This is a genomic window from Streptomyces sp. NPDC003697, from assembly GCF_053587115.1.
This window is the reverse complement of record NZ_JBSFNN010000011.1, coordinates 73163-93348: the sequence shown is the minus strand read 5'-3', so window position 1 is coordinate 93348 and position 20186 is coordinate 73163. Positions and strand designations below refer to the sequence as shown.

The 20186-nt window shown below is 76.3% G+C and carries 1 protein-coding gene; it reads right to left on the bottom strand.

What is annotated here, in order from left to right; translation table 11 throughout:
* Positions 1 to 148 precede the first annotated feature (148 nt).
* Positions 149 to 20176: a non-ribosomal peptide synthase/polyketide synthase gene (locus tag ACWDNY_RS07070; protein ID WP_451644693.1), complete on the bottom strand. Its 20028-nt coding sequence runs from the start codon at positions 20174 to 20176 to the stop codon at positions 149 to 151.
* Between the last annotated feature and the right edge of the window lie 10 nt (positions 20177 to 20186).

Here is a 20186-nt window from a genome sequence, read left to right as displayed (position 1 = left end):
GTTCGGGCCGGCCCCGGTGGGATCCGGCCGGCTCGGGTCGCCCGGGCTGCCGCTCGGGCCGTGTCCCGGCAGGAGCCGGGCCACGACGCCGGCGGCGACCGCGGCCGGCGGGGGGCCCGCCCCGGCCTGATGCCGGGGCGGGAGACCGTCACAGGCTTCCCCGGGCGTGCCGGGCGATGTGCCGCAGTGCCTCGGCGAACTCGTCGGCGACGCGGCGCACGGTCGCCGTGTCGTGCACGCCGGGGCGGTGGTGCCAGGTGAAGGCGAGCCGGCCGTTCTGCACCGCGCCGACCACTTCCAGCAGGTGGGAGCCCCCGTCCCGGGGGTCGTGGTCCAGGCCGAACGAGCCGTGCTCGGCGCGCACCAGGCCATCGCCGTCGGTCTCCGGACGGGCGTCCCACTGGCCGAGGTAGTTGAACACCACCTGTCCGAGCGCCGCCGCACCGAGGCGCTCGCGGACCTCGGGCGGGCCGAAGGTGCGCAGGGCACCGAATCCCAGGCCGTTGCCGGGCACCGCGCGCAGCTGGCGGCGCACCGACTTCACCAGGGACCGCCAGTCGCGTGCCGGGCCGAGGTCGTCCGGCTCGGGCACCCGCAGGGCGACCGGATGGACGGTGGTGAACCAGCCGACCGTGCGGGAGAGGTCCACTCCGTCGAGCACGTCCTCGCGACCGTGTCCCTCGAGGTCCAGGCGCACCCGGTCGTGTCCGGTCCAGCGGGACAGGGCCAGGGCGAGGGCGGCCAGCAGGACGTCGTTGACGCGGGTGCGGTAGGCCGTCGGCGCGGCGCGCAGCAGGGCCGTGGTGTCCTCCTCGCCCAGTTCCACGGTCAGCGCCCCGGTGTGCGCCGCGTCGGTTCCCGGCGCGGGTGCGGCCGGCAGCGGCTCGGCGGTCACCGCCTGCTCCCAGTACGCCAGTTCGTGGTCCAGGCCGCCGCCGGCGACGTGCGCGGCGAGACGGCGGGCCCAGTCCCGGAAGGAGGTGCTGCGCTCCCCCAGGGTGACGGGGCCGTCCTGCAGGGCCTGCCGGTACGCCGCCTCCAGGTCGTCGCGCAGGATCCGCCAGGAGACGGCGTCGACGACCAGGTGGTGGGCGACCAGCAGGAGGTGGGCCGGCCGGCCCGGGTCGCCGCTGAACAGGGCCGCCCGCAGCAGCGGGCCGTGCGCCAGGTCGAACCCGGCGTGCAGGCGGTCGGCGGCCCGCTCCATGGCCGCGTCGGCCTCCTTCGGGGACAGCCCCGTCAGGTCGTGGGCGACGAGGACGTCGTAGGACCCGGCCGGCGGCGGATTGAACTGGTGCCAGCCGTCGGCGTCCTCGGTGAAGCGCATGCGCAGGGCGTCGTGGTGCTCCAGGAGGGCGGCGAGAGCCCGGCGCAGGGCGCCGGTGTCCGGGTCCGCGGCCAGTTCGAGGAGGACGGACTGGTTGAAGTGGTGGTGGGCGGCGCGCGGGGTGGTGAGGAACCACTCCTGGATGGGGGTCAGCGGGACCTCTCCGGCCACCGGTCCCTCACCCGCGCTCTGCGGCACCGCGCGGACGGCGGTGGCCAGTTCGGCGACGGTCTGGTGGGTGAACAGGTCACGGGTGGCCAGGTGCAGTCCGTCGCGGCGCAGCCGGGAGACGACCTGCATGCTGAGGATGGAGTCTCCGCCGAGGTGGAAGAAGTTGTCGTCGGCGCCGACCTCCTCCACCCCCAGGACGTCGGCCCAGATGCGGGCGATGCGGCGCTCGGTGTCGGTGCGCGGCGCGGTCCGCGGTCCGCCGGCGCTCTGCGCGGGGCCGGGCTGGGGCAGGGCGCGCCGGTCGGTCTTCCCGTTCGGGGTGAGCGGCAGCCGCTCCAGCGGGACGAACACCGTGGGGACCATGTGCGGGGGCAGCAGCCCGGCCAGGTGCTCGCGCAGCTGTGCCACCGCGAGCTGCCCGGGGTCCTGCGCGGCGGGGTCCGGTTCGGGGACCACGTAGGCCACCAGCCGGCCGGTTCCGTTGCCCGGCCCGCCCGCCGGTCCGTCGGTGCGGACGGCGACCACGGCCTCCCGCACCCGCGGGCTGCGGCGCAGCGCGCTCTCGATCTCGCCCGGCTCGATCCGGTAGCCGCGCAGCTTGACCTGGTCGTCGGCGCGTCCGGCGTAGCGCAGTTGCCCGTCGGCGTCCCAGCGCACCAGGTCACCGGTGCGGTACATCCGCTCCCCCGGCGCGCCGAAGGGGTCGGCGACGAAGCGCCGGGCGGTCAGGCCGGGGCGGTTCAGGTAGCCGCGGGCGAGTCCGGGACCCGCCACGTACAGCTCGCCGGTCACTCCCGGCGGCACCGGGCGCAGCGCGGCGTCGAGGACGTGGACGCGGGTGGCGCCGGACGGCCGGCCGATCGGCGGTGCCTCCGGGCCGGGTGACAGGGGGCCGGTCCAGGTGGCGACCACGGTGGCCTCGGTGGGCCCGTAGGAGTTGACCATGCGGCGGCCGGGCGCCCACTGCTCGACCAGGTCGGCCGGGCACGCCTCGGCGCCGACGATCAGGGTGCGCAGGTCAGGCAGGGCGCCGGCCGTCCCGGGCGGCACGGTGGCCAGCGCGGCGGGGGGAATCAGCGTGTGGCTGATGCGCCGCTCGGCGAGCACCTCGGCCAGCCGCTCGCCGACCAGGGGTCCCTCCTCCCCGGTGACGAGGGTGGCTCCGGTGAGGAGGGAGACGCACAGCTCCAGGACGGAGGCGTCGAAGCTCGGCGAGGCGAACTGCAGCACCCGGTCGCCGGGGCCGGCGGCGTACTGCTCGGCGGCGGCCGCGGCGAAGGAGGCCAGTCCGCGGTGGCTGACCACCACGCCCTTGGGGGTTCCGGTGGACCCGGACGTGTAGATGACGTAGGCGGGGTGGTCCGGGCCGAGTGCGGTGGTGCGGTCCGCGTCCGTGGGTGCGGTGTCCGGTCCGGCGGCCGTCCACACGGACGCGGGGTCGTCCAGGACCAGCCACGCCCCCGCGTCGCGGACCATGAACTCCCGCCGCTGCTCGGGGTAGCCCGGGTCCACCGGCAGGAAGCAGCCGCCGGCCTTCGTGACGGCGAGCTGTGCCACCACCGTCTCCATGGCCCGGGGCAGGGACAGGGCGACGACGCGCTCGGGGCCGACACCGCGCTCGATCAGCTGGTGGGCCAGCCGGTTGGCCGCCCGGTCGGCCTCCGCGTACGTCAGTTGGCGGGTGGCGTCGGCCAGGGCGACCGCGTCGGGGGTGCGGGCCGCCTGCCGTTCGAACAGTTCGGGCAGGGTCGCCGCGGGCACCGGCGGGAAGGTGCCGCGTCCCTGGTCCAGCAGGGCCTTCAGCTCCTCGTCGGAGGCCAGCGGAAGCGCCCCCACCGTGTGGTCGGGGTCCTCGGCGACGGCCGTCAGCAGTGTCCGCAGCTGGCCGGCCAGCCGCTCGGCGGTCGTCGCGTCGAACAGGTCGGTGTTGTAGGTGAGCAGGCCGTGCAGGGCTCCGGACTCCGTCTCGGCGAACTCCAGGGTGAGGTCGAACGCCGCCTGCTGGAGATCCGGTTCGACGTCTTCGACGTGGAGGCCCGGCAGGTCGAGGTCGGCGGCCGGGGTGTTCTGCAGCACGACCATGACCTGGAACAGCGGGGTGCGGCTGGTGTCGCGCACCGACTGCACCTCGTCCACCACCCGCTCGAACGGCACGTCCTGGTGGGCGAAGGCGTCGAGCACGGTCCGCCGTACGTCGGCGAGGAACTCGCCGAAGGGCCGGTGCGCCTCGATGCGGGAGCGCAGTACCAGGGTGTTGACGAAGAACCCGACGAGGTCGCGGGTCTCGGCCCGGTCGCGGCCGGAGGTGACGGTGCCCACGGCGACGTCCCGCGCGCCGGACAGCCGGGCGAGGAAGGCCTGGGCGGCGGCGGCGAGCGTGGTGAACAGGGTGGCTCCCCGGTCCCGCCCGACCCGCGTCAGACGGCGGGCGGTCCGGGGCGGCAGGACCAGGCGGGTGCTGGCGCCGTTGCTGGTCCGCACCGCCGGGCGGGGCCGGTCGGTGGGCAGCTCCAGCGGTTCGGTGCCGGCCAGCTGCTCCTTCCAGTAGGCGAGTTGGCCGTCGGCCCCGGTGGCGCCCTCGGTGCGCTGCCAGTGGGCGTAGTCGGCGTACTGCACCGGCAGGGGTGGCAGCGGCCTGGTCTCGGCGCCCAGTTCCAGCCGGTAGAGGTGGGCCAGGTCGCCGGTGAGCACGGAGGTCGACCAGCCGTCGGTGACGATGTGGTGGAGCGTGAGGGTCAGGACGTGGTCGTCGTCCGCCAGGCGTACCAGGCCGGCCCGCAGCAGCGGGCCCACCCGCAGGTCGAAGGGGCGGGTGCGCTCCCCGGCCAGCAGCTCCCGCAGCCGGGTCTCGCGTTCCTTCGGCGGCATCGGGGACAGGTCGTGCAGCGGCAGGGGCACCGGCTGCGGCGGGTGGACGATCTGTATTCCGTGGCCGTCGGCGGTGTCGAAGGTGGTGCGCAACGACTCGTGCCGGGCCACCAGGGCGCCCAGGGCCGAGGCGAGGGCGCCGGTGTCGAGCGCCCCGCGCAGGCGCAGGGCGAGGGCGGTGATGTACTCGCTGCCGCCGGGCGCGAACTCCTCCAGGAAGAAGAGGCGTTGCTGGGCGTACGACATGGGGGCCGGCGTGTCGCGGGGAACCGGGACGACGGCAGGACGGCCCGGGTCACCGGCGCGGTGCTCCTCGAGCAGCCGGGCGAGTCCGGCGGGGGTGGGGTGGGTGAACACCTCCCTGGGCGAGAGGTCGGCGCCGAACACCTCGGCCAGGCGGGAGGCGAGCCGGATGCTGAGGAGGGAGTCGCCGCCCAGCTGGAAGAAGTCGTCCTCCACGCCGGGCAGGTCCACGCCGAGGACCCGGGCGAAGACGTCCGCGGTGAGCCGTTCGGTCTCGTTGCGGGGGGCGACCCGCGTGCCCCGCCCGGCGGCTTCCGCCTCCGGCGCCGGCAGCGCGGCCCGGTCGACCTTGCCGTTGCCGCTGAGCGGGAGCGCCGGCAGCGGCACGAACGCGGACGGCACGAGGTAGTCGGGCAGCGTGCGGCGGGCGAACGCCCGTACGTCGTCGAGGTCGTCACCGGCCGGGCCCACGAGGTAGGCCACCAGGGTGCGGGTGCCCGGCCGGTCCTCGCGGGCCAGCACGGCCACGTCCGCGACACCCGGGTGCGCCGCGAGCGCGGCCTCCACCTCACCGGGCTCCACCCGGAACCCGCGGATCTTCACCTGGTCGTCCGCGCGGCCGAGGAACTCGACCGTGCCGTCGGGGCGCCGCCGGGCCAGGTCCCCGGTGCGGTACATGCGGGCGCCGGGCGGCCCGGAGGGGTCGGCGAGGAACCGGGCCGCGGTGTCGCCGGGGCGGCCCAGGTAGCCGCGGGCCACCCCCTCGCCGGCCACGAACAGCTCGCCCGCGCAACCGGGCGGGACGGGCCGCAGCCGGCTGTCGAGGACGTGGACGCGTTTGTCGTCCAGGGGGTGCCCGATGGGCACGGTGCCGGGCACGGCCGTGGCGTCCGTGAGGCGCAGGGATGTCGCGAAGGTCGTGGTCTCGGTCGGGCCGTAGCCGTCCACGACGCTCAGGCCGGGGCAGGCGGCCAGCACCCGGCGGACGGCGGCGGCCGGGACCACGTCGCCGCCGGTCCACACCTCGCGCAGGCCCCGGAAGCAGTCCGGCGCGTCCTGCGCCAGCAGCCGGAACAGGCCCGCGGTCAGCCACAGCGCCGTCGGTCCGTCCTCGCCGGCGAGCCGCCGCAGCAGTGCCGCGTCCACCGTCTCCCGCGGCGAGACGATCACACAGCCGCCGTTGAGCAGCGGCGCCCACACCTCGAAGGTGGCGGCGTCGAAGGCCACCGGGGAGTGCAGCAGCACCCGCGCGCACACCCCGCCGGTGAACCGGCTGTCGGTGGCCAGCGAGGCGACGTCGCGGTGCCGCACCGCGACGGCCTTGGGCTGCCCCGTGGAGCCCGAGGTGAACATCACGTAGGCCAGCCGGTCGGGGTCGGCGGGCGGGACGGCCGGCATCACCGGGGCGGACGCGCCGCGGGCGGCGGTGACGTCGGCGGCGGTGAGCCGGATCGCGGCCTGCGCCCGCGTGAGCAGGGCGCTGCGCCGTTCCTCTGGAGCCCGGGTGTCCAGGGGCAGGTAGGCGCCGCCCGCCTTGAGGACCCCGAGCTGGGCGACGACGAGTTCGGCGGAGCGGTCCATCAGCAGCGCCACCCGCTCCTCGGCGCCCAGCCCTCCGGCGAGCAGCCGGGCCGCCACGTGGTCGGACCAGTGGGCGAGTTCGCGGTAGGTCAGCTCCCGGTCGCCGTCGCGCACGGCGACCGCGTCCGGCGTGCGGTGGGCCTGCTCGGTGAACAGGCCCACCGGGCTGCGCGGCGCCGCCTGCCGGGCGGTGCTGTTCCACCGTCGCAGGACGTCCCGGTCCGCGCCGGTGAACAGGTCCAAGGCGTCAATGTCGCCGTCGGCGCTGTCGGCGCCGTCGGCGAGGGCGGTGAGCGCGACGGCCAGGCGGGCCGCGGCGCGCTCGGCCGTGGCGCGGTCGAACAGCGCCGCGTCGTAGGCGAGGTCGAAGCCGAGCCGGTCGGTCAGGTGGGCGCGCAGGCACCACGGGAACGTGGTGGCGTCGTCGGCGCGCACCTCCTCCACGCCCACGCCGGTGCGAGCGGTGGCCGACGCGTCCACGGGGTAGTTCTCGAACACGACCATGCTGTCGAACAGCGCCTCGCCGGCCGGCACGTCGCTGAGGGCCTGGATGCGGGGCAGGGCGAGGAAGTCGAAGCGGCGGGCGTCGCTCTGCCGCTCCTGCAGCTCCCGCAGCCAGGGCAGGACCGGGCCGGCGGGGACGCGGACCCGGGTCGGCACGGTGTTGATGAACATGCCGATCATGGAGTCGACGCCGGGCAGTTCGGCGGGGCGGCCGGAGACGGTGGTGCCGAACACCACGTCCCGGCGGCCGCTGTAACGGGCCAGGAGGAGCGCCCAGGCGCCCTGCACCAGGGTGTTGACGGTCAGTCCGCAGCGGGCGGCCGTCTCGCGCAGCCGCCGTGTGGTGGTCTCGTCCAGCTCCCGGGAGACGGCCGCCGCGGAGCGGGCGCGGTGCGCCTCGGCGGGCGTGCGGTCGTACGGCAGCGGGGTGCGCCCGGTGAATCCGGCGAGGGCGCCGGTCCAGTGGCGTTCGGCCTCCTCCTCGTCCTGGTCGCTCAGCCAGCGCAGGAAGTCGGCGAACGGCCGCCGTACCGGGGCGGGGGTGTCGGGGCCGCCGGTCAGCGCCGCGTACCGCTCGCAGACCTCGGTGAGCAGTTGCCCGGTGCTCCAGCCGTCCAGGGCGAGGTGGTGGGTGGACCACAGCAGCAGCACCTCGTCGCCGGGCAGCGCGGCCAGGGTGATGCGGGTGAGCGGGGCCGTGGTCAGGTCCATGCCCGCCGCGCGGTCCTCGGCGAGCAGCCGCTGGATCTCCTCCTCCCGCTCGGTGGGCGTCAGCCGGCGCCAGTCCAGGTGGGTGACGGGCAGCTCCGCGCGGTGGCGCACCACCTGGACCGGGTACGGCAGGCCCTTCCAGTGGACGCTGGTGCGCAGCGCCGGAGTGCGGTCGGCGACCTGCTGCCAGGCGGTGGCGAAGGCGCCCGGGTCGGCGACCCCGGACAGCCGTACCGCCGTGCGGTCGAAGTAGGCGGCCTCGGTGTCGACGAGTCCGTGGAAGAGCATGCCGGACTGCAGGGGGGTGAGCGGGAGCACGTCCTCCACCTGCCGCCCGTCGCCGACCAGCCGGTCCAGGACCCCCTGGGGGAGGCGGGCGAGCGGGAAGTCCGACGGGGTGCGACCGCCGGCGTCCGGACGGGCGCAGTGCGCCACGATCGCGCGCAGCGCCCCGCACATGTCGTCGGCCAGCCGGCGCACGGTGCCCTCGTCGTAGACGGCGGTCGGATAGGTCCAGCCCAGCTCGAGCCGGCCGTCCTGGACGACGCCGGTGACGTCGAGCAGGTAGGGGCGCGTCTCGTCCGGGTCGGTGTCGCGGCCGGCCGGGGGCAGGGCCGCGCGGTACAGGCCGTCCTGCCGGTCCGCGCCGGTGCCGGCGTCCCACTGCCCGTGGTAGTTGAACCCGACCTGGGGGGCGGTGGCGCCGGCGAGGGGGCTGTCGGGCACCAGGTGTCGCAGCGCCCCGTGGCTGAGGCCGCGCAGCGGGACCGCGCGGAGCTGCTCCTTGACCGAGCGGAGCGTGTCGTGCCAGCCGGCGTCGGGAGCGACGCTGAGGGCGAGAGGGAACTCGGCGGTGAACCAGCCGACGGTCCGCGACAGGTCCACGTCGTCGAAGAGGTCCTCGCGGCCGTGTCCTTCGACGCCGACCAGGACGGTGTCGCGTCCACACCAGCGGGCCAGGGTGTGGCCCAGGGCGCTGAGGAGGACGTCGTTGACCTGGGTGCGGTAGACGTCGGGCACGTGGCGCAGCAGGGCCTCGGTCACCTCCGGCTCCAGTGTCGCGGTGACGGTGGCGGCACTGCCGTGGGTGTTGGGGCCGACGCGTCCGGCGGGCAGGCCGCCCGGGGCCGCGCACGTGCGCCTCCAGTGCTCCAGGTCCGCGTCGAGGGCGCCGGTGCGGGTGTGCTCCTCCAGCCGGGCGGCCCAGGTGCCGTAGGCGGTGGAGGCCGGGGGCAGTTCGACGGGGCGTCCGGCACGGGCGGCCCGGTGGGCGGTGTCCAGGTCGGCGAGCAGGATGCGCCAGGAGACGCCGTCCACGGCCAGGTGGTGGACGGTGATCACCAGCTGGGGCGGGCGGCCGGGACCGCCGTCGAAGAGCAGGGCCCGCACGACCCGGCCCTCGGTCGGGTCGAGCGCGGCCTGCGCGGCGTCCGCCGTGCGCTGCACCTCGGCCTCCAGGGCCGTGGCGTCCAGCGCCGAGACGTCGTGCCGGCTGAGGACCTCGCCGGGCGCCTCGGGCAGGACCTCCTGCCGCCAGCCCTGGGCGGTGTGGCGGAAGCGGGTGCGCAGCGCCGGGTGGTGGTGCACGAGCGCGTCGACGGCCCGGCGCAGGGCGGACGGGTCGGTGCCGGGGGCCAGTTCCAGGCGCTGGGTCATGGTGAAGCGCAGCGCGTCGCCGGGCCGGCGGCCGTCGAGGTACCAGCGCTGGATCGGGGTGAGCGGCGCCTCGGGCGGCGGGGTGCCGGCGGCGTCCGCGCGGGGCGCGGCGTCCGTGACGCACAGGGCGAGTTCGGCGACGGTCTGGTGGCGGAAGACGTCCTTGGTGGTGAGGGCGAGTCCGGCCTGGCGGGCGCGGGAGGCGATCTGGATGCTGAGGATCGAGTCGCCGCCCAGGGCGAAGAAGTTGTCCCGCGCGCCCACCCGTTCGACGCCCAGTACCTCGGCCCAGACGGCGGCGAGCCGCTCCTCGATGCCTGGCCGGGGTGCCACGTACGCGGTCGTGCGCTCCGGCTGCGCGGGCGGGGCGGGCAGGGCGCGCCGGTCGGTCTTGCCGCTGGTGGTGCGTGGGATCCGCTCCAGTGGCACGAAGGCGGCGGGGACCATGTGGTCGGGCAGCGTGCCGCGCAGGCGGACCCGCAGTTCCTCGGCCGGCGGGACGCGGTCGCCCGCGGGCACCACGTAGGCGACGAGCATCACCCGGTCGGCGTGCTCGCGCGCGGCCACCGCGGCCTCGGCGACGTCCGGGTGGCCGAGGAGGGCGGTCTCCACCTCGCCGGGCTCGATGCGGAACCCGCGGATCTTGACCTGGTCGTCGACCCGGCCCAGGAACTCCAGCAGGCCGTGCGCGTCCCAGCGGGCGCGGTCGCCGGTGCGGTACATGCGCTCGCCCGGCGCGCCGAACGGGTCGGGCAGGAAGCGGGCCGCGGTCAGGCCGGGCCGGTTGAGGTAGCCGCGGGCGACCTGCGCCCCGGCCAGGTACAGCTCGCCCGGCACGCCGGGCGGCACCGGCCGCAGCGCGCCGTCGAGGACGTAGGCGCGCAGGTTGCGGCCGGGACGGCCGATGACCGGGCGGTCGGCGCGGTCGGCGCAGCGCCCGTAGACGGCGTCGACGGTGCATTCGGTGGGCCCGTACATGTTGTACGCGGTGACGCCGAGGTCCTGCTGCGCCGCGCACAGCTCCCGCCAGGCGGCGGTGCCGACGGCCTCGCCGCCGACGAGCAGCAGCCGCGGGCGGTGGCGGCCGGGGGCGAGGAGCCCGGCGGCGGTGAGTTCGCGCAGGAAGGACGGGGTGACGTTGACCAGGTCCAGTCGCCGCTCGGCGACCTGGGCGCAGAACGCCTCCGGGTCCAGGCGCAGGTCCTCGTCGACGAGGTGGACCTCCTGGCCGAGGGCGAGCAGCAGCGGTCCCTCCCAGGAGGTGTCGAAGGAGAAGGAGGCGCTGAGCGCCGCGCGCAGCCGCCGCCCGTCCGCGGTGTGGGGGGCGACGAGCCCCTCGCGGTGGTCGTGGCAGAGGTTGACCAGGTGGCGGTGTTCCACGGCGACGCCCTTGGGCCGGCCGGTGGAGCCGGAGGTGTAGACGACGTACGCGGTGTTCTGCGGCAGCAGCGGCCGGAGCCGGTCGGCGTCGGTGGGGTCGTGGTCGGGCAGCCGGTCCCACGGCACCTGGCGCAGCGCTTCGGGTGTCAGGACGGTGTGGGGCGCGGCGTCGGCGAGGAGGAACGCGACGCGTTCCTCGGGCAGGTCGGGGTCGACGCAGAGCAGGGCGGCGCCCGCCTTGAGCACGCCGAGGAGTGCCACCAGCAGGTCCGTGGTCCGCGGCAGGCGGACGGCGACGAGCCGCTCCGGTGCGGCGCCCAGTGCGACGAGGTGGTGGGCGAGCCGGTTGGCCCGCTGGTTGAGGGTGGCGTAGTCGAGGGTGGCGTCCCTGGCGGCCAGGGCCGTGTCGTGCGGGGTGCGCGCCGCCTGGGCCTCGAACAGGTCGGGGAAGGTGGCGTCCGCGACGGGCAGGACGGCGCCCTGCCAGTCGTGCAGGACCTGCTGCCGCTCGGCGGCGGTCATCAGCGGCAGGGCGCCGGCCTCCTGCTCCGGGGCGTCGGCGGCGGCCTCCAGCAGCAGCCGCAGCCGCGCGGCGAGGCGCTCGGCGGTGTCCGCGTCGAACAGGGCGGTGCTGTACTCCAGGTGGCCGGTGAGCCCGCCGTCGTGCTCCACGAAGTCGAAGGCGAGGTCGAAGGTGGCGTTGCGGACCGGCGGGGTGACCGGCTCGACGTGGAGGCCGGGCAGCCGGGGCGCCTCGGCGCCCAGGTTGTGCAGCGCGACCATGACCTGGAACAGCGGGGTGCGGCTGGTGTCCCGTTCGGGCTGGAGGGCGTCGACGACGCGTTCGAAGGGCACGTCCTGGTGCGCGAAGGCCTCCAGGACGGTGTCGCGCGTCGCGGCCAGCAGCTCCCGGAAGGACCGGTCGGGCCGGACGCGGCCGCGCAGGACCAGGGTGTTGACGAACATGCCGACCAGGTCGTGCAGTTCGGGCCGTTCCCGGCCGGCGGTGACCGTGCCGACGGCGACGTCCTCCTGGCCGGCCCAGCGGGCGAGCAGGACCTGGCAGGCCGTCAGCAGGGTCATGTACAGGGTGGCGTCCGCGGCGCGGCCGGTCTCGCGCAGCTTGTCGGTCAGTGCGGCGGGCAGGTGGAACGTCACCAGGGCCCCGTCGCGGCTGCGCACGGCCGGCCGCGGCCGGTCCGTCGGCAGCTCCAGCGGGGCCAGGTCCTGAAGCGTCCGCGCCCAGTGGGCGAGTTGCCGCTCGGTCCGCTCGCCTTGGGAGCGCTGCCAGGCGGCGTAGTCGGCGTAGCGCACCGGCAGGTCCGGCAGGACGGGGGCACGGTCCTCCCGCGATGCGGCGTACAGCTCGCCGAGGTCGCGGCCGAGGACGGCGACCGACCAGCCGTCGGTGGCGATGTGGTGGACGGCCAGGACCAGGACGTGCTCCTCGTCGGCCGTCCGCGCCAGCCGGACGCGCAGCAGCGGTCCGGCCGTCAGGTCGAAGGGGGTGGCGGCCTCGCGGTCGAGCAGTGCCTCCAGCGCCGCCTCCGGGTCGGCGGCGCCGGTGAGGTCGTCCGGCGCCCACCGCACCGACGCCGGCGGGTGGACGACCTGCCGGGCGCGGCCGCCGTCCTCGGCGAACGTGGTCCGCAGCGTCTCGTGCCGGGCGACCAGTGCGTCCAGGGCGCGGCGCAGGGCGTCCTCGTCGAGCCGTCCGCGCAGGCGCAGCACGGACAGCGTGGTGTACTCGGTGCTCCCCGGCTCGAAGCGGTCCAGGAACCACAGGCGCTGCTGGGCGTACGACAGCGGCGGCGCGGTGTCCGGGTCGGCGGGCGGGATGACCTCGGCCCGGGCGTCCCGGCCGGTGGGCGGCTCGCCCAGGGCGGCGGCGAGGGCCGACAGCTTCGGGTGGGTGAACAGCATCCGGGGCGAGACGTCCGTGCCGAAGGAGGCCCGCAGCCGGGAGGTCACGCGGACGGCGAGGATGGAGTCGCCGCCGAGGGCGAAGAAGTCGTCGTCGGCGCCGACCTCCGTGGTGCCGAGGACGTCCGCCCAGGCGGCGGCGACGAGGCGTTCGGCGGGGGTGCGCGGCGGGGTGCGGTCGGCGCCGGTGGCGAAGCCCTCCGGGCCGGGCGCGGGCAGGGCGCGCCGGTCGAGCTTGCCGTTGACGGTCAGGGGCAGTTCCGCCATCGGAACGTAGGCGGCAGGCACCATGTGCGCGGGCAGCAGGCGCTCCAGGTGGGCGCGCAGCTCGGCGGCGGAGGGCGGGGCGGAGTGCTGCGCCCCGCCGCCGGAGCCGACGACGTGCGCGACCAGGCGCCGCGTGCCGGAGGCGTCCTCGTGCACGCCCACGGCGGCGGCGCCGACGCCCGGGTGGGTGTGCAGGGCTGCCTCGATCTCGCCGGGCTCGATGCGGTAGCCGCGGATCTTCACCTGCTGGTCGGCGCGGCCCAGGTACTCCAGCGTGCCGTCGGCGCGCCACCGGGCCCGGTCGCCGGTGCGGTACATCCGGCTGCCGGCCCGTCCGAACGGGTCGGCCACGAACCGGGTCGCGGTCAGGCCGGGGCGGTCGAGGTAGCCGCGGGCCAGGCCCTCCCCCGCCACGTACATCTCGCCGACGGCGCCGGGCGGCAGGGGCGACAGGGTGTCGTCGAGCACGTACACCCGCAGGTCGGGTATGCCGGTGCCGATGGGGCTGCCCGAGCCGGCGCGGGTGGTCGCGCGGTCGAGGGGGGCGTAGGTGACGTGCACGGTGGTCTCGGTGATGCCGTACATGTTCACCAGGCGCGGGGCGGTGTCCGGGTGGCGGCCGTACCAGTCGGCGAGCCGCTCGACGTCCAGTGCCTCGCCGCCGAAGACGACCGTGCGCAGGGACAGCCGTGCGCTCAGGTCGGGGTGTTCGGCGTCGGCGCGGGCCAGCGGGTGGAAGGCCGAGGGCGTCTGGTTGAGGACGGTGACCCGTTCGTCGGCCAGCAGACGCAGGAAGTCCTCCGGCGAGCGGGCGGTGTCGTCGGGGACGACGACGAGCCGGCCGCCGTGCAGCAGCGGACCCCACAGCTCCCACACGGAGAAGTCGAAGGCGTAGGAGTGGAACAGGGTCCACACGTCGTGCTCGTCGAAGCCGAACCAGGGGCGGGTGCGGGTGAACAGCCGGACCACGTTGGCGTGCGGCACCACCACGCCCTTGGGGCGGCCGGTGGAACCGGAGGTGTAGATGGCGTAGGCCGGGCTCTCGGGCAGCGGACGGCGTGCGGGAGCGGGGCCGGTGTCCGGCCGTGCCGCGAGGTCGGAGCGGACCTCCGGGTCGTCCAGGAGCAGCAGGGGGACGGGGCTGTCCGCCAGGCGCGCGGAGGTCTCCGCGGTCGTCACCAGGGCCGGCGGTGCGGCGTCGCGGAGGATGCCGGTGACGCGTTCGGCGGGCGAGTTCGGGTCGACGGGCACATAGGCGGCGCCCGTCTTGAGCACGGCCAGGACCGCCACCACCAGTTCGGTCGAGCGGGGCAGGGCGAGTGCGACGAACCGCTCGGGCCCGGCGCCCAGTTCGGCCAGGCGGTGGGCGAGCCGGCCGGACAGCGCGTCGAGGGTGGCGTAGTCGAGGCGGTCGCCGCCGCAGGTGACGGCGACGGCGCCGGGTCTGCGGGCGGCCTGGGCCTCGAACAGGTCCACCAGGGTCTGCTCGGGCCTGCCCTCCTCGGTGCCGTTCCACTCGGTGAGCATGCGCTGCCGCTCCGCGGCCGTCGTCCACGGCAGGGCGCGCAGCGGGCGGTCCGGGTCCGCGGCCAGTTCGGTGAGCAGCAGGCACAGCCGGTCGGCGAGCGCCCGCACGGTCGCGGCGTCGAACAGCGCGGGGTCGTAGGCGAGGTCGAAGCCGAGGTGCTCGCCCTGGTAGGCGCGCACGACGAGCGGGTAGTTGGTGGCGTCGCGGGAGGCGACGCCGGCCAGGCGCACGCCGGACGTGGCGGTGCGGGCCTCGTCGAAGGGGTAGTTCTCGAAGGCGACCATGCTCTGGAACAGCGGGGTGCCCGACGGGACGTCGCTGAGGCCCGTCAGCTCGGCGAGGGAGACCGCGGCGAAGCGGCGGGCCTCGGCCTGGGCCTGCTGCAGGTCACGCAGCCAGTCGGTGGCCGTGCGGTGGCCGTCCACCCGTACCCGGGTGGGCAGGGTGTTGATGAACATGCCGACCATCGACTCGGCGCCGGGCAGGTCGTCGGGGCGTCCGGAGACGGTGGTCCCGAAGACGACGTCGGACTCCCCGGCGTAGCGGGCCAGCAGCAGCGCCCAGGCGCCCTGCACCAGGGTGCTCGGGGTCAGCCCGGCCCTGCGCGCGGTGCGCGCGAGCTGTTCGGACACCGCGCCGGACAGCCCGGCGGTGTGGACGTCCGCGGAGCGGGCGCGGTGGGTGTCGCGCAGGGGACGGTCGACGGGCAGCGGGGTAGGGGTTGCGAAGCCGCCGAGGACGTCGCGCCAGTGTGCGTGGGCGGCTTCGGCGTCCTGGTCGGCCAGCCAGCGCACGTAGTCGCCGAAGGGGCGGCGCGCGGGCGGGTGGGACTCGGCGCCGGCGGTGAGGGCGGCGTACTCGTCGAACACCTCGGTGAGCACCTGGGCCAGGCTCCAGCCGTCCAGGATCAGGTGGTGGGAGGTCCACAGCACGTGCAGCCGCGACTCGGGCAGCCGGACCAGGGTCAGCCGCATCAGCGGTGCCGTGCCGAGGTCCACGCCGCGGGCGAGGTCGTCGGTGCACAGCCGCTCCCACTGGCCGGCGCGCTCACGCGGGTCCGTCCCCCGCCAGTCGAGGTGGGTGATCGGCACCCGGACGCCCCGGTGCACGATCTGGAGCGGAACGGGGACGTCCTCCCACACCACGCTGGTGCGCAGCGCGGGCGTGCGGTCGGCGACCCGCTGCCAGGCGACGGCGAGGGCGTGCGGGTCGGTGACGCCCTCCAGCAGCAGGGCGGCCTGGTCGACATACACGTCGTCGGGCCCGCCGACCAGGCGGTGGAAGAGCATGCCCTCCTGCAGCGGGGTCAGCGGCAGCAGGTCCTCCACCAGGCGGCCGTCGCCGGCCAGCCGGTCCACGGCCGCCTGGTCCAGGCGGGCCAGCGGGAAGTCGGACGGGGTCCGGCCGCCGGCGCCGGGGCGGGCGCAGTGGTCGGCGATCGCGGCCAGGGCCCGGACCATGCCGTCCGCCAGGCCGCGGACCGTGTCCGCGTCGTGGACCTGGTCGCTGTAGTGCCAGGTGACCTCGAGTTCGCCGTCGGCGACCACGGCGGACACGTCGAGGAGATGGTCCAGCGGCTCGTCGGGGGCCATGTCGCGACCGGGTACGTCGGCTGTCGGGGCGAAGTCCCGGCCGCCGGGCGCCTCCCACTGCCCGTGGTAGGTGAAGCACACCTCGGGCAGCGGCAGTTCCCGCAGGGCGCGGGCGGCGGGGTCGGGAGAGCCGAGGCGGGCCAGCGCCTCGTAGCTCAGGCCGCGCCGGGGCACGCCCCGCAGGCTCTCCTTGACGGCTTTGAGGGTGGTGCCCCAGTCGGGGGCGCCGGACGAGCCGGCCGGGGTGAGGGTGACGGGGTACTGGGTGGTGAACCAGCCCACGGTCCGCGAGACGTCGGGGGCGTCGTCGGGGACCGCTCCGCCGAGGTCCTCGCGGCCGTGTCCCTCCAGCGCGACGGTGACCCGCTCGGTGCCCGCCCAGTCGGCCAGCACCCGGCCCAGCGCGCTCAGCAGCACGTCGTTGACCTGGGTGCGGTAGACGCCCGGCACTCTGCGCAGCAGCGCCTCGGTGACGGCGCGGTCCACCCGGGTGCGCACGGTGCGCACCGAGCCGGCGAGCGCGGTGCCGGGGCGGTCCACCGGCAGCGGGGTGCGCGGGGCCGCGGTCCGGGCCGTCCAGTACGGCAGGTCGTCGTCCAGGTCACCGGCGCGCACCCGCCGGGACAGGTGCGCGGCCCAGTCGGTGAACGGCGTGTGCTCCGGCTCGAGTTCCACCGGTTCGCCGGCGGCCGCCTGCCGGTAGGCCCGCTCCAGGTCGGCGAGGAGGATGCGCCAGGACACGCTGTCCACGGCGAGGTGGTGGGCCGTCAGGAACAGCTGCGGCCGTTCGCCGAGTGCCTGCGGCAGCAGCACGGCGCGGAACAGGGCGCCCGTGGCCGGGTCGAGGGCCGCGCGGGCCGCGTCGGCGGCCTCGGCGCGGGCGGTGGCGGGATCGGTGCCCGGGGCGGGCGGCTCGTGACGGGTCAGCAGTGCGGTGGCCGGGCCCTCGCCGGGGTGCTGCCGCCAGGTCTCCGCCGTGCGGGTGAACCTGGTCCGCAGCGCCGGGTGCCGGGCGGCCACGGCCTCCACGGCCCGCTCCAGCGCCTGCTCGTCGAGGTCGTGCGGCAGGTCGAGGAGCATCGACATGCTGAAGTGCCGCAGCGGTCCGTGCGTGGCGAAGAACCACTCCTGGACCGGGGTCAGCGGCGCCGGCCCGTCCGCGCGCGGCCGCCGGGGCGCGGGGACCGTGGCGGTCCGCTGCGCGGCGGCCGCGGCCAGGTCGGCGACGGTCTGGTGGCGGAAGACGTCCTGCGACGAAAGGTGCAGTCCCGCGGCGCGGGCGCGGGAGACGGCCTGGATGCTGAGGATGGAGTCGCCGCCCAGCTCGAAGAAGTTGTCGGTGACGCCCACGGCGGGCACGCCCAGCACGTCGGCCCAGATGCGGGCCAGGGTCTCCTCGCCGGTGGTGCGCGGGGCGACGAACTCCCTCTCGCGCTCGTCCTCGCGCGGGTCGGGCGCGGGCAGGGCGCGGCGGTCCAGTTTGCCGCTGGTGGTCAGCGGCAGCGCGTCGAGCACGGTGAACGAGGACGGCACCATGTGGTCGGGCAGGGTCCGGCGCAGGGCCGCGCGCAGGTCGGCGGAGGCGGGCCGGGCGGCGCCGGCGGCGGGCACGACGTAGGCGGCCAGCCGGGTGTGGCCGTGCGCGTCGGTGACCGCGACGACCGCGGCGGCGGTGAGGCCGGGCAGGTCCAGCAGCGCCGCCTCGACCTCTCCGGGTTCGATGCGGTGGCCGCGCACCTTGACCTGGTCGTCGGCACGCCCGAGGTAGTCCAGCTGTCCCCCGGCGGTCCAGCGGGCCAGGTCGCCCGTGCGGTACATCCGGGCCCCGGGCGGGCCGAACGGGTCGGCCACGAACCGCGCGGCGGTCAGGCCGGGACGGCCGGCGTAGCCGCGGGCCAGCTGCCGGCCGGCGAGGTAGAGCTCACCGCCGACGCCGGGCGGCACCGGCCGCAGCCGGTCGTCCAGGACGTAGGCCCGTACGTTGGGCAGCGGCCGGCCCACCAGGGGGCGGCCGCCGCCCTCGATGCGGCAGGCCAGCGCGTCGACGGTGCACTCGGTGGGGCCGTAGAAGTTGTAGGCGGCGACGTCGCGGTGGGCGGCCAGCTCCCGCCACAGGGCCGGGCCGACCGCCTCGCCGCCGAGCATCAGCACCCGGGGACGGTGGCGCGGGTCGGTGAGCAGCCCGGCGGGCAGCAGCTGCCGCAGGTAGGAGGGGGTGAGGTCGAGGAAGTCGATGCGGTGCTCCACCACGTACTCGACCAGGGCGGCCGCGTCCATGCGGGTCGTCTCGTCGACCAGGTGCAGCCGGTGGCCGTCGGCCATCAGCAGCACGCCCTCCAGGGAGGTGTCGAAGGCGAACGACGCGGTCAGCGCCACGTGCAGGGGGCCGCCGCCCGCGTCGGCGACGAACCCCTCGCGGTGGCCGGCGAGGAGGTTGCCGAGGGAGCGGTGGGCGACGGCGACGCCCTTGGGGCGGCCGGTGGAGCCGGAGGTGTAGATGACGTAGGCCGTGTTGCGCGGGTCCAGCGGGGTGCGCCGGTCGCCGTCGGTGGGGTCGGTGTCCGGCACGGTTTCGGGGACGGCCCGCAGCGCGGCCTCGTCGAGCACCAGTGCCGGCCGGGCGTCGTCCAGCAGGAACCGGACCCGTTCCTCGGGCAGGGCGGGGTCGAGGGGGAGGTAGCCCGCGCCGGACTTCAGCACGGCGACGATCGCGACGATCATGTCGGCGGTGCGCGGCAGCCGGAGCGCGACGAGGGTCTCGGGGCCGGCGCCGAGGGCGGTGAGGTGGTGGGCCAGGCGGTTGGCGCGGGCGTTGAGCGTCGCGTAGTCCAGACGGTCGCCGCCCGCGACCAGGGCGGTGGCGTGCGGGGTGCGGCGCACCTGGCGCTCGAAGAGCTCCGGATAGGTGGTGTCGGGAACCGGGAGGTCGGTGGCGTTCCACTCCCGTGTCACCCTCCGCTCCTCCCCGGGTGACAGCAGGGGCAGCGCGCCGAGCGGCCGCTCCGGCCGGGCGGCGACGCCCTCCAGCGTCCGCAGCAGCTGCTCCGCCATCCGGCGGGCGGTGCTCGCCTCGAACAGGTCGGTGCGGTACTCCAGCAGGCCCGTCAGTCCCTCGCCGTCCGGGACGAACTCCACGCTCAGGTCGAACGTGGCCGCCTGGCGGGGCACGGTGACCGGCGAGGTGGTGAGCCCGTGCGGCGCGGGCGCCGCGGGCGGGGCCGGGTGCAGCAGGACCATCACGTCGAACAGGGGGTTGCGGCCGGCCTCGCGGGGCGCGCCGACGGCCTCCACCAGCCGTTCGAAGGGGGTGTCGCCGTGCGCGAAGGCGTCGTTGACGGTGTCCGCGGCGGCGGCCAGCAGGTCGCGGAAGGACCGGGACGCCTCCACCGGGGTGCGCAGTACGACGGTGTTCACGAAGAAGCCGACGGCCCGTTCCAGCTCCGTGCGGGACCGCCCGGGAGTCAGGGAGCCGACGGTGATGTCGTCCTGGCCGGACCAGCGGGCCAGCAGCGCCTGGGTGGCGGCCACCAGGGCGGTGAACAGCGTGGTGTGCTGCTCCGCCGCGAGCCGGCGCAGTGCGGCGGTGACGCCGGCGGGGACGGTGAACATGTGCACCGCGCCCGCGCCGGACTCCTCGCCGCTGCGTGGCCGGTCCAGGGGCAGTGCCGGCGGCACGGCGCCGGACAGGTGCCGCGACCAGTGGGCGAGGTGGCGCTCCAGCCGGGGCCCGGACAGCTGCTCGCGCTGCCACACCGCGAAGTCCGGGTACTGCGCGGCCACCGGCGGCAGCTGCGGCTGAGCGCCGCGGGCCGACGCGTCGTAGACGGTGCACAGCTCGTCCAGCAGCACGCCCATCGACCAGCCGTCGGTGACGATGTGGTGGGCGGTCAGCAGCAGCACGTGCGAGGTCTCGGACTCGCGCAGCAGCGCCGCGCGCAGCAGGGGGCCCGCGTTCAGGTCGAACGGGCGGGAGTACTCCTCCAGCAGCGCCGCCTCCAGGGCGGCCGCCGGGTCGGCGGCCGCGGACGGCGCGTCCGGCTCGCGCACGGGCAGCGGCACCGGCCCGGCCGGCCGCACCGTCTGCACCGGCCGGCCGTCGGCGTCGTCGAAGGTGGTGCGCAGCGCCTCGTGGCGCTCGACGACGGCGGTCAGCGCGCGGGCGAGCACGTCCCGGTCCAGGGTCCCGGTGAGCCGCAGCGCCACCGCGCTGTTGTAGCGGGGGTCGCCGGGGCGCAGCCGGTCCAGGAACCACAGGCGCTGCTGGGCGAAGGACAGCGGCAGGGGCCGGGTGCGGTCGGCGTGCGGGATGCCCGGTGCGGGGGCGGTGCCCGCCGCGGCGGCGGCGCGTCCGGCCAGCCGGCGGCGCAGCGCCTCCTGCAGGTCCCGGGGCAGGGCTTCGGCGCGGTCTCGCTTCGAAGACGTCATGGTCGTCGGG

Bases quoted from the DNA above. Each gene is read 5' to 3' on its own strand.
- ACWDNY_RS07070 (WP_451644693.1), bottom strand. From the start codon at position 20,176: ATGACGTCTTCGAAGCGAGACCGCGCCGAAGCCCTGCCCCGGGACCTG.